At 30.4% G+C, this 12,527-nt stretch carries 13 protein-coding genes; 4 read left to right on the forward strand and 9 right to left on the reverse strand.

Annotation, left to right across the window (positions count from 1 at the left end):
• Positions 1-6: 6 nt before the first annotated feature.
• The 5 genes from BM072_RS00935 to BM072_RS00955 all read right to left on the reverse strand — a co-directional run bounded on the left by BM072_RS00935 (position 7) and on the right by BM072_RS00955 (position 4,003).
• Positions 7-615, reverse strand: a complete 609-nt coding sequence (locus tag BM072_RS00935) for a class I SAM-dependent methyltransferase (protein WP_177190226.1) — start codon at positions 613-615, stop codon at positions 7-9.
• Positions 615-1,514 carry a UbiA family prenyltransferase gene (locus BM072_RS00940; protein ID WP_177190227.1) on the reverse strand — a complete coding sequence of 300 codons (900 nt, stop codon included), beginning with the start codon at positions 1,512-1,514 and terminating at the stop codon, positions 615-617. The genes BM072_RS00935 and BM072_RS00940 overlap by 1 nt, the downstream gene beginning before the upstream one ends.
• 24 nt (positions 1,515-1,538) lie before the next feature.
• A complete protein-coding gene (locus BM072_RS00945) occupies positions 1,539-2,225 on the reverse strand; it encodes a LytR/AlgR family response regulator transcription factor (protein ID WP_092905638.1) in 687 nt (228 codons plus the stop codon).
• Positions 2,218-2,973, reverse strand: coding sequence for a sensor histidine kinase (locus BM072_RS00950; RefSeq protein ID WP_177190228.1), 756 nt, complete (start codon positions 2,971-2,973; stop codon positions 2,218-2,220). Before BM072_RS00950 ends, BM072_RS00945 begins: the two co-directional genes overlap by 8 nt.
• Positions 2,974-3,355: 382 nt before the next feature.
• Positions 3,356-4,003 (reverse strand): pirin family protein, encoded by a 648-nt coding sequence (locus tag BM072_RS00955; protein WP_125113056.1) that lies wholly within the window; start codon positions 4,001-4,003, stop codon positions 3,356-3,358.
• 151 nt (positions 4,004-4,154) lie between these two features.
• Between BM072_RS00955 and BM072_RS00960 the strand changes: the two genes are divergently transcribed.
• From BM072_RS00960 to BM072_RS15555, 4 genes are all read left to right on the forward strand, one after another.
• The gene (locus BM072_RS00960) at positions 4,155-4,868 is read left to right on the forward strand and encodes a CoA transferase subunit A (protein WP_092905645.1); all 714 of its coding nucleotides are present in this window, start codon (positions 4,155-4,157) and stop codon (positions 4,866-4,868) included.
• A 6-nt stretch (positions 4,869-4,874) separates the two neighbouring features.
• Complete coding sequence (locus tag BM072_RS00965) at positions 4,875-5,531, forward strand: 3-oxoacid CoA-transferase subunit B (protein ID WP_092905646.1); 657 nt, start codon at positions 4,875-4,877, stop codon at positions 5,529-5,531.
• Positions 5,532-5,624: 93 nt separating this feature from the next.
• Positions 5,625-7,913, forward strand: coding sequence for a GH92 family glycosyl hydrolase (locus BM072_RS00970; protein ID WP_092905648.1), 2,289 nt, complete (start codon positions 5,625-5,627; stop codon positions 7,911-7,913).
• An 85-nt stretch (positions 7,914-7,998) separates the two neighbouring features.
• Positions 7,999-8,130, forward strand: coding sequence for a hypothetical protein (locus BM072_RS15555; protein ID WP_260562325.1), 132 nt, complete (start codon positions 7,999-8,001; stop codon positions 8,128-8,130).
• 52 nt (positions 8,131-8,182) lie between these two features.
• On the opposite strand, the gene rimO is transcribed toward BM072_RS15555, so the two are convergent.
• The 4 genes from rimO to BM072_RS00990 all read right to left on the reverse strand — a co-directional run bounded on the left by rimO (position 8,183) and on the right by BM072_RS00990 (position 12,497).
• Positions 8,183-9,487, reverse strand: coding sequence for a 30S ribosomal protein S12 methylthiotransferase RimO (gene rimO, locus BM072_RS00975; RefSeq protein ID WP_092905650.1), 1,305 nt, complete (start codon positions 9,485-9,487; stop codon positions 8,183-8,185).
• A gap of 376 nt (positions 9,488-9,863) precedes the next feature.
• A complete protein-coding gene (locus BM072_RS00980; RefSeq protein ID WP_092905652.1) occupies positions 9,864-10,901 on the reverse strand; it encodes a glycosyltransferase family 2 protein in 1,038 nt (345 codons plus the stop codon).
• Positions 10,902-10,910: 9 nt separating this feature from the next.
• Complete coding sequence (locus BM072_RS00985; protein ID WP_092905654.1) at positions 10,911-11,354, reverse strand: DUF2750 domain-containing protein; 444 nt, start codon at positions 11,352-11,354, stop codon at positions 10,911-10,913.
• A gap of 3 nt (positions 11,355-11,357) precedes the next feature.
• Positions 11,358-12,497: a THUMP domain-containing class I SAM-dependent RNA methyltransferase gene (locus BM072_RS00990; RefSeq protein WP_177190229.1), complete on the reverse strand. Its 1,140-nt coding sequence runs from the start codon at positions 12,495-12,497 to the stop codon at positions 11,358-11,360.
• Positions 12,498-12,527 lie beyond the last annotated feature (30 nt).

Genomic DNA, 12,527 nt, shown 5'->3' on the forward strand with positions numbered 1-12,527 from the left:
CTTTTTTTATGTCTTTTTATAAACTATACTTTCTATGTAATTCCTAAAAAAATAATTTAGTTTTAATTGCTTGTAATTCTGCTCAAAAATTGGTTTCATTTTAGGTAATTGAGAAATATCTAAACCAATTATAAGTCTAAAAAAATACAACATCAATTTTGTCATTTCTTTTTGCCAACCTTTTTGTTGTTGACTAAAATCGACGTAAAACCAAATTCCGTTTGGCATTAAATCTGAGTCAAGTTTCAAAAATAATTCTTCTGCTTTTGATTGTGGAAAATGATCAAATAAAAAAGTTGTAAAAATTACATCATATTTTTCTGTTGATTCAAAATCAAAAATATCTGAAACGATAAAATTTATTTTCAGATTACCCGAAAATTCTTTCTTTGCCAGCTCAATCATCTTCGAAGAAAAATCAACATAATCAATTTCTAAATTAAGGTTAAGTTTTGCTAATTCCGGAATAAATTTTCCAGCTCCTCCTCCAGCCCACAAAATTTTATCGCCATCTTTCAAAAAATCTAAAATAGGAAAATGAGCTAAATGTTGTCGATTAAAAAAAACAAGTTGACTGAGATTATGATAATATGGCGCAATAAAATTGTAATTCATCATTCAAATAATAAGACACTTAAAATTCCGCAAATTGCCTTGAAAAAAATCATTCCATCAATTGCTATTAAATAATATAAAATTGGTCTTGGACGATTTAATTTGAACGCGAAAATTGCAAGCGCTAATATTGGGAAAAGCATAAATAATATTCTGTGCCAAGCTAATCCGTACCAAATTCCAAAAATCAAGAAACTTAAAAATCCGAGAAATATCAATGGTAAAATGATTCGGTTTAATGTAAAATGATAACCATATTTTACAACAAATGTTTTTAGATTTTTATTGCTATCGTCTTCATAATCTTTCAAATCAAATAAAATTGCGTTGACAACACAATACATAAATGTCTGAGAAAATAGAAAATAAAATTTTGCATCAAGGTTAAAATGTGTTCCATTTTCTAGCATCAAAAATAATACTGGAAAAAAAACGGTTGTTATTGCCCACGTCCAACCAATTAAAAATGGTTTTAACCACATGGTTTTTCTCAGCGAAATTCCTAATTTCAAATCGTAATAACCAATCGTCAAAATTCCTGTGAAAATAAGTACTAGAATCCATTTCCAAGAAATGATAGCAAGATTTGGTAAACTTTTAAAACCTAAAATTAAGCCAGAAATAAAACAAATTATTATTAAAAAAATAGTGACTATTTTGACAATTTTACGGTGATTGATATAAAATTGTGTTCGTGGATTTATCGAATAATTTATCTTTTTTGAAATACGATAAGCATACAAATAAAATAAAACGGTAAGCGAACTGATAAAAATATAATATTCAGGCGAATTAAAAGGTAAACCAATTTTGACGGTTGTCTCTACATTGAGCGCAATTGAAAGTAGTATTAAAAAAAAATTGGAGAAAAAAATGCTTTCGACAAACCGATTACTCATTTTCTTCTCCATTCCTCTAAATCTTTAATCTTTGAACATATCTGAGACCGAATTTTTGTAAGTATCCCCAATCGGTATCTCTTGATTATTCAAATATAGCACTTTATTTTGAATCGATTTAATTTTTTTTAATGGAACAATAAACGAACGATGAACACGAATAAATAATTTTTCGGGTAATTTTTCTAAAATAGATTTCATCGAAATCCTTGCCGTAATCTTCTTATTATCAATTAAATGTATTTTTACATAATCATCTAAACCTTCGATAAATAAAATATCATCGTACAAAATTTTGTTCAATTTATAATCTGCTCTAATAGTCAAATAATCAGAATCTTCTGCTAATTTTTTATCTACCAAAATCAACACTGCTTTGTTTATTGCTTCTTCAAAACGCTCGTATTCTATCGGTTTCAGCAAATAATCGAGCGCCGAAACATTAAAACCATCAAGCGCATATTCTGCAAAAGCAGTTGTAAAAATTACTGGAATTTTCTTCTCTAAATTTTTATAAAAATCCATTCCATTTATTCGCGAAATCTGAATATCCAAAAACATCAAATCAATCGGAAATTGATTGATATATTTTTGCGCATCTTTTAGATTAGAAAAAGTTTTGACCAAATCTATATGACTATTTCTAGCACAATAATTTTCGATTACCATCAGCGCCAAAGGTTCGTCATCTATAGCAATTGCTCTAATCATTTAATTCTAATTTTAGTTCTACAAAAAATCGGTCAACCGTTTCATTTATTGATAATTGATAACGATTGGCATAAATATAATTCAATCTTTTTTTAGTATTCGAAATTCCAATTTCACTTTTTTCTTCATCAGAAAATTCTTCATCCGATTTTAAATTTTCAACTTTCAGAGTCAATACTTGTTCTACAATTTCTAAATTAATTTTTATTGGATTATTTTCATCATCAATCACGCCATATTTAAATGCATTTTCTATAAAATTAATCAACAACAAAGGTGATATTTTTAGATTTAATGGATTTCCTATAATTTCGAATAAAATAGAATTTTTGGTTACTAAACGTAATTGTTGCAACTGAATATAATTTTTTATATACTCCAAATCTTGTTGCAACGACACAAAATCTTTCGAAGAATCAGAAACTACAAATCGCATCATTTTTGACAATTTCATTACCGCATCTGACGCATAATCAGACTTTTGCAGCGTTAATGCGTATATATTATTTAGTGTATTAAACAAAAAATGAGGATTAATTTGCGCACGTAAATACGCAATTTCCGATAATTGCTTTTCTTCTTTTACTTCTTGGTAACTTTTATTTTGACGAATAAAAAGCGAGATTAAAGTTAAACAAAAGAACAACAATATTTTAGGACTCCACATCATAAAAGGCGGCGGTTTACGAAAACGTTCTCCTTTAAATTCTCCAACTTTTGGCAAATCTTTTTTAAGCTGAAAAAGCATTTCAGGCACTTGATAAACAATAAGAAAGCACAACAAAAGCGCAATTATGTAAAATAGATACTTCTTTTTAAAATAAATCCTTGGAATTAGGTAGAAATAATTCAAGAAAAAGAACCCTAAAAGCAAAATATTTTCGGTTAACATTCGCTTGAAACGCATGGTTTGAAAAATATTCTGTTGCTGTTCAAAATTTGGAACAACCAAAAACGGAATCAATATAAAAAGAATTGAAACACCGAAAAAGATTATATTTTCTCTGTTTGTAATTTTAAGTTTATTCATTTTCTAATTCGATTGATGAATTTAAATCATGCGTTTTACTTTACTGTAATATAAATATTGTTTGATACAAAATGTCATTTTTACTTCATTAATTTTTAGTTTAATAATCAATAACCATTAACAATGAATTTTCGCTTAATGCTTGAAAATTTATAGAATCGTCTGAAGTAATTTCGAGCAAATCTCTAGCTTCTATCAATCGATCATGCACTTCAAAAATTCCATTTAAAGGAATAACTAACCAATTTCTTTCACCTTTTTTTAATGGTAATCCTGCTCCTTTTTGTGCATCAAATTTTCCTAGAAATACATTAAATAAATCGTGACGAATAATTTTTTGCATTTTGTTTTCTTTCTCAAAATCTATCGGAACTAAAACTTTAGAAATTGGTATTTTTATTTTTGGTAAAAAAAACGAGTAAAAGCAAGAATAATTATCTTTCAATTCGCCTTCAATTTCTACAATACTTCCTTTTTCTAGGTAATATATAAATGCTTGATTTACTTCTATTTTCCAACTAAAACCATTCATATTCAAACGAATACTATTCAATAATGGCAATAAAATAATGTAACCACTTTCTTTAATTATTTTTTGATATGTACCCGATTGATTAATCGCAACATCATCTATAAATGCAAAAGACGAAACCGAATTTGTTTCATTTAAAGCATTAATTCTTAAAAAATTATTCTCAAAAAGATGTCCACTTTCTGCTTTACACAATTTTACCATATCCTCATTCATGTTAAATTCAAATGTAGAACAAGCAATTTATCCGAATAAATTTTAGAGGTAAACGCAACTATTTTGTAGGTTAATAGAAAAATGGATTGATAATTTTCAAAAATTATTATCTTTAACAGTAAATAGTAAAACGCAATCAAACACAACAAAAATGATAAACAAAAAAGTAAACAGCCTTGACGAAGCACTGCAAGGTGTAGAAAGCGGAATGACGCTTGCTGTTGGTGGCTTTGGACTTTCTGGTATTCCCGAAAATTTAATTCAAGGTTTAGTTGATAAAAAAATTAATAATTTAACTTGTATCAGTAACAATGCTGGTGTAGATGATTTTGGATTAGGATTATTGTTACAAGGTCGTCAAATCAAAAAAATGATTTCTTCTTATGTTGGCGAAAATGCAGAATTTGAACGCCAAATGTTATCGGGAGAATTAGAAGTAGAATTAATTCCACAAGGAACATTAGCAACACGTTTGATGGCAGCTGGATATGGTATGCCTGCAATTTTTACGCCCGCAGGTGTTGGAACTGAAGTTGCGGAAGGAAAAGAAATTAGAAAATTTACTTTTCATGGAATTGAAAAAGAATATTTATTAGAATATGCTTTCGAGCCAGATTTTGCAATTGTAAAAGCTTGGAAAGGCGACACGGCTGGTAATTTGGTTTACCGCGGTGCAACTGCAAATTTTAATCATCCTGCTGCAATGTGCGGAAAAATTACAATTGCGGAAGTAGAAGAATTGGTAGAAATTGGGGAATTAGATCCAAATCAAATTCATACGCCAGGCGTTTACATCAATCGTATTATACAAGGAAAAAAATACGAAAAGCGAATTGAAAATAAAACTGTTCAACCAAAACCATAAGAAGCGATGTTAGATAAAAACGGAATTGCAAAACGAATTGCAAAAGAAGTAAAAGATGGATATTATGTGAATTTAGGAATCGGAATTCCTACGTTGGTTGCCAATTATATTCCCGAAAATGTAAATGTTGTTTTACAATCAGAAAATGGTTTATTGGGAATGGGTCCTTTTCCTATTGATGGCGAAGAAGATCCAGATTTTATAAATGCAGGTAAACAAACAATTACAACTTTACCAGGATCAGTTTTCTTTGATTCGGCAATGAGTTTTGGAATGATTAGAGCCAGAAAAATAAATTTAACAATTTTAGGTGCGATGGAAGTTTCTGAAAATGGTGATATCGCCAATTGGAAAATTCCTGGAAAAATGGTAAAAGGAATGGGTGGCGCAATGGATTTGGTTGCTTCGGCTGATAATATTATTGTTGCAATGCAACATGTGAATAAAGCTGGAGAATCTAAATTATTACAAAATTGTTCGTTACCACTAACTGGTATTAAATGTGTTAAGAAAGTTGTAACCGAATTGGCGGTTTTAGAAATATTACCCGAAGGCGGTTTCAAATTACTAGAACGTGCACCAGGCGTATCTGTAGAAGATATAAAAAATGCAACAGAAGGAAAATTAATCATAGAAGGAGAAATTCCCGAGATGGATATATAAGTATAAAAGGAAGGCGAAAAAGCTTTCCTTTTTTATTTCAATTCAATGATTTCGATTAACTTTAAATTTAATTAATACTTTAATCGAAAATACATGCAGAATAAATTTTTTATTGCTCTACTCACACTTGGCGCATTAACTACAAATGCGCAAAAATTGGATTTGGTAAAATATGTCAATCCAATGATTGGTACCGAAAAAATGGGACATACATTTCCGGGCGCAACTGTTCCTTTTGGAGCGGTACAATTAAGTCCAGAAACAGATTCAATTCCATACGCGGTCAATCATAAATACAATCCAAAAACGTATGATTATTGTGCAGGTTATCGTTTCGAAGACAAAACGATAACAGGTTTTAGTCACACACATTTTAACGGAACGGGACATTCAGATTTAGGCGATTTTCTAATAATGCCAACTGTTGGTAAATTACAATTGAATCCAGGAACTGCTCAAAATCCCGAAAGTGGTTATCGTTCACGTTTTTCTCATCAAAACGAGACTGCGCAAGCTGGTTATTATAAAGTAAAATTAGAGGATTATAATATTTGGGCAGAAATGACGGCTTCTACCCGAGTTGGATTTCATCAATATACTTTTCCAAAAACAGATCAGGCACATATAATTTTAGATTTAAATGCCGGAATTTATAATTATGATGACAAAAATACATGGACATATGTGCGTGTTATAAATGATACATTGGTTACTGGTTATCGCCAAACACGAGGTTGGGCACGAAATAGAACGGTTTATTTTGCGATGACTTTTTCTAAACCCTTTAAAAATTATGGTCAAAAAAATGAAGACGGACAAGTTGATTACAAAGGTTTTTGGCGAAAATGGAATCAAGACGAAAATTTTCCGTTAATCGAAGGTAAAAAAATTAAAATGTATTTTGATTTTGATACAAATGAGAACGAAAAAGTAAAAATAAAATTCGCAATTTCGCCAGTTAGTCAGTCAAATGCTTTAGAAAATTTAGAAACTGAAATTCCACATTGGAATTTTGATCAAGTAAAAAATGAAGCCAAAGAAAATTGGAACAATGAATTAAATCGTATTCAAATTAAAAGTTCCGAAGCCAATAAAACTAATTTTTATACGGCGATGTATCATACATTTATCAATCCGACAACTTATATGGATGTAAATGGGCAATACAAAGGTTTGGATCAAGAAATTCATCAAGCCAAAGATTTTACAAATTATACAACTTTCTCGCTTTGGGATACATATCGCGCGCTTCATCCGTTGTTCAATATCATTCAGCCAAAACGCAACAATGATATGGTAAAATCTATGATGAAACATTATGAACAAAATCCAATCAAAATGTTGCCAATTTGGTCGCATTATGCCAACGAAAATTGGTGTATGAGTGGCTATCATTCTGTAACTGTTATTGCGGATGCCATTGTAAAAGGTGTTTATAATGGTGATGCAAATGCTGCGTTAGATGCATGTATTGTAACGGCAAATAAGCAAGATTATGAAGGAATTGGCGATTATATTGAAAAAGGATATATACCGGCAGAAAAAAACGGAACTTCAGTTTCTAACACTTTAGAGTATGCTTTTGATGATTGGTCGATTGCGCAAGCCGCTAAAAAACTGAACCGAATGGATGTTTATAGCACATTTATGAAACGTTCGGAAAATTGGAAAAATAATTATGACCCAACAATTGGTTTTATGCGTCCACGATTAGCTGATGGAAGTTTCAAAAAAGAATTTGATCCATTAAGCACACATGGACAAGGTTTTATAGAAGGAAATACATGGAATTTTAGCTTTTTTGTACCGCAAAATCCAAACGAATTAATTAATGTAATGGGTGGTAGAAAACAATTTATCAAGAAATTAGATGCATTGTTTACAATGCATTTACCAGACGAATATTTTGCTGACACAGAAGACATTACTCGCGAAGGAATTATTGGCGGATATGTACATGGAAATGAACCTGCACACCATATTGCATATTTGTATAATTGGACTGGACAACCTTGGAAAACACAAGAAAAAATCAGAATGATTTTGGATATGCAATACAAACCAACCGCCGATGGTTTGGGAGGGAATGACGATACAGGACAAATGAGTGCGTGGTATATTTTTAGCGCTTTAGGTTTTTATCCCGTTCAGCAAGGTGCTTCGGAATATGCAATTGGAAGTCCTTTAGTGGATCATGCAATTTTGAATTTAGAGAACGGAAAACAATTTACAATTGAGGTTAAAAATCAAAGTCCTAAAAATATATATATTCAAAAGATTGAGTTAAACGGAAAAACATATTCTTCTTTTAATTTAGATCATCAAGCTATTGTAAATGGCGGGAAAATTGTTTTTTACATGAGTGATAAACCTAAGAAATAAACGTTAAATATTTCATAATTAACTTTCTAATTTTGAGTAAATCCTATTTTTTGATTAATTTAAGTTAAAATTAAAACCTACAAAAATGGCGAAGAAAGCAAAAAAAGAAGAAAATCATTTACAAGTCTTAGTAAATAAATTAAAAGATCCAAATAATAAACTTCTAGTTCAATCGAATAGAATGAAAAAGAAAAGAAGAAATAATGCGAAGAATTAGCGCATAAAAAAACCTCGCAATTGCGAGGTTTTTTTGTTATATTTTAAATTGATTAATCAATCACTTTACCGATTAAATCAAATTCGTATGCTTCTATAATTTCTACATTTACAAAATCTCCAACTGGTAAATATGTATCAATTGCAGAAATTAAAATCTCGTTGTCAACATCTGGAGAATCATGTTCTGTACGTCCAACAAAATTATCTCCTTCTTTACGATCAATTAAAACACGGAATTGTTTTCCGATTTTTTCTTGATTTAAATCGTAAGAAATCTGAGATTGAATTTCCATAATTTCTTCTACACGTTGTTGCTTTACTTCTTCAGGAACATCATCTTCTAAATTATAAGCATGTGTATTTTCTTCATGCGAGTATGTAAAACATCCTAAACGATCAAATTTTTGCTCTTGTACCCACGCTTTCATTTCCTGAAAATCTTCTTCCGTTTCTCCCGGATAACCACAAATTAACGTTGTACGAATTGTCATTTCTGGTGCTTTTGTACGGAAAGCATCTAACAATGCATTCGTTTTTTCTTTTGTTGTACCACGACGCATCGACTTTAAAAGCTTTGTCGAAATATGTTGTAAAGGAATATCAATATAATTACAAACCTTAGGTTCTTCGCGAATAATATCTAATACATCTTCCGGAAAACCTGCTGGAAATGCATAATGCAAACGAATCCATTCGATACCTTCAACTTTTACTAACTCTTTTAATAAAGAAGCTAATTCGCGTTTTTTGTAAATATCTAATCCGTAATATGTTAAATCTTGCGCAATCAAAATTAACTCTTTTGTTCCTTTTTTAGCCAAGTTTGTTGCCTCTTTTACCAATTCTTCTATTGGACGAGAAACATTGCCACCACGCATCAACGGAATTGCACAAAAAGAACAAGGACGATCGCAACCTTCTGCAATTTTAAGATAAGCATAATGACGAGGAGTTGTTGTTAAACGCTCTCCAACCAATTCGTGCTTATAATCTGCTCCAAGTGCTTTTAATAATAATGGTAATTCGCGTGTTCCGAAATATTGGTCAACATTTGGAATTTGAGCAATCAAATCTGGCTTATAACGTTCAGATAAACATCCCGTCACAAAAACTTTTTCTACTAAACCGTCTTCTTTACGTTGCACATAATCTAAAATTGTATCAATACTTTCTTCTTTGGCATTATCAATAAAACCACAAGTATTAATTACAACAATTTCTCCTGATTGCTCGTGTACAACATCTTTCCCATTGGCTTTTAGTTGTCCCATTAACACTTCAGAATCATATACATTTTTAGAACATCCTAACGTAATTACATTAATTTTCTTTTTCCCAGTCGATTTCGTACGCATTACTATAATTTAAGTCTGCAAAATTACGAAAAATTTAAGCGATAATAGATGAAGTTTTGATAAAACTGAAGTTTAGAATTATTAAACAGAAGTAAATAAGCGAAATAGCTACCGAAAGATAGACATTTATAAGTGGTTAATTCGAAAATGATTCTATATAAATCAATAATTCAGAACAATTAACTTAATATCATGTTTACCAAATATTTAACAAAAATATCTGATAATTTATAGTTCATAAAATACTGTAAATACATACTTTTAAACTACAATTTAGTCAGATAAATAAAATTAGTATTTTAAGTTAGTTGAAGATAAATTTCCACAAATTTATCAAAAGCAAAAGGTCAAGATTAGCTTCTTGACCTTTTTTATTTTATTCGATATGAAAATGACTTGGAAAAGCCTTTTTCGAATCTTTTTTAAGAATATTTAATTTGAATTGACTTTCTAAAAATCCATAACCATAATTAAAAAACTGAATCAAAGTTGTTTCTATTGATAACAAACCAACTATCGCAGATTTAAATCGAAGGCTAGAAAAAATGAAAATCATAAACATATAAATCAACCACAACACAAATGGAATTTGCAGAATAAATTGATGTTCAGTAAAAATAAAACTCAAAAACAACAATAGTAATGCAACTAAAGTACCGACAAAAAATAAACTCGGAAACCAAAATGTTGGTTTCACATATTTTGGATGACGTTGATTAAGAATTGGTCGTGCAACTCCAAATTGATACACTTGTTTTGCAAATTTCTTTAAAGAAGTACGTCGTTTATGAATTACTTTAGAATCTTGAAACAAACGCGTTTCAAAACCATTTTCCCACAAACGCATCGATAAATCTGGATCTTCTCCTACTCTTAAATCTGCAAAACCTCCCGTTTTTTCGTACGCTTTTCGAGAAATTCCCATGTTAAAACTACGAGGTTGAAATTTACCAATTTGCTTTTTTCCACCTCTAATTCCACCTGTTGTTAAAAACGATGTCATCGAGAAAGTAATTGCTTTTTGCAAATTTGTAAACGAATCGTCCGCGTCATCTGGTCCACCAAAAGCATCCACATAATTTGTACTTAATTCGTGTTTTACACTTTGAATATAAGTTGGCGGAATAATTGTGTCCGAATCTAAAAAAATAAAGTAATTACCATTTGCTTTCGCCATTCCGTAATTTCTCGATTTTCCTGGTCCTGAATTCGTTTTATAGTAATAATGAAGCTTTAATTGAGAATTAAATTTAGCGCAAACCGTTTCTAATTTTGTTGTAGAACCATCATCTACAATAATAATTTCAAAATTATGATCGGTTTGTTTTGTTAAACTTGACAACAATTCTGTTAACTCATCTTGACGCTCGTAAACTGCAATTATAATCGAAAGTTGTAAATCTTCTATTTTCAATTTTATAGCTTATTGATTATAAGATTCTTTCAACTCCAATGTTAAGCTTTTAACATCATCAAAATCTTTAAAATGGTCTAATTTTAAAGTAGAATTGATTGTTTTTAGCTCATGTATAATTCCTAAAATCACATCAAACGGACTATCTTCTTCGCCTTTAGACGTTTCATCAAAATTAATTCCAACCAAAGAAACCTCTTCAATCATTCCGAAAAGCCATTCTTCTAAAAAAGTTCTTAAATCAATTGTATCAATTTTATGATTTGCCCATTGATTTTGCTTAGCTTTTTCAGCTAAATCTGTATTCGACCAAAAACATATAATTTCTAAGTTAGATCCATCTTCATATTCAAATTCTTCTGAATACGAAATTGCAAATCCTTCGTCAGAAGTTAAGATATAAACTTTTTCTTCGCTACAAATTTCTTTTATAAATTGGTTAAATTGACTCACGTTTTAATCGTTTTGGTTTTTCGTTTTTTTACTTCCTTCGTACATTTCATATTGTAAGAAATCACATTCTAATTTCCCATTAAATACTTTAATTTTACGTGAAGGACGTAATCCTACATATTTTTTTGCTTGTAAATCTGATGTTATAAACCAAGCTAATGTGTTTGGATAACTTGCTTTTAATGTATCACCAATTTGTTTGTAAAAATCTTGGTTATTATTCTCGATACGCTCATCATAAGGCGGATTGAAAACCAATAAAACTGGGAACATTTCTTTTTTAGACGTAAAAAAATCTTGGTGTCTTACCTCAATCATTCCTTCTAAATCAGCAGATTTTATATTCATTTGAGCAATTTTAGCCATTAATGGACTAATTTCATACCCAACAATTTTATATTCAAATTCTTTGATGCGATTGATTCGTGTATTTCTAATTTCCGCATATAAATTTGCATCATAATCTGGCCAATTCTGAAACGCAAAATGTTTACGATGAAGCTGTGCCGGAATGCTATTCGCAATCATAGCTGCTTCTATCAACATTGTTCCCGAACCACACATTGGATCAAGATAATTTCCTTTTCCGTCCCAACCTGCTTGTAACAACAAACCTGCCGCTAAAACTTCGTTAATTGGTGCTGGTCCAGTTTCTTCTCTATAACCACGTTTGTGCAAAGATTCTCCCGAAGAATCTAAAGACAACGTAATTTTATCATGCGAAATATGTAAGTTGAAACGTACATCTGGCGCATCTTTATCGATACTTGGACGACGATCAAATTTTTCTTTAAAACGGTCTACAATTGCATCTTTCACTTTTAGAGCGGCATAATGCGAATGTGTAAAATAATCAGAAAAAACAGTTGGATCAATCATAAATGTTTGATCAACATTTAAATAATCTTCCCAATGAAATTTTTTGAATTTTTCGTATAACTGACCTTCTGTTTTAGCCGAAAAAGTTAAAACCGGTTTTTGTATTCTCAATGCTGTACGTAAACTATAATTTGCTTTGTACATGAAACCTAAATCGCCATTAAACTCGACCATTCTGTTTTTGATTACTACATCTGCCGCACCTAACGCTTTTAATTCTTGCGCTAATATCTCTTCGAAACCAAAAAAGGTCTTCGCTATCATTCTGAAATTTTCCAAGGAAATAATTTTTTA

The organism is Algoriella xinjiangensis (genome assembly GCF_900115015.1).
In the GTDB taxonomy this organism is placed as follows: Bacteria; Bacteroidota; Bacteroidia; order Flavobacteriales; family Weeksellaceae; genus Empedobacter; species Empedobacter xinjiangensis.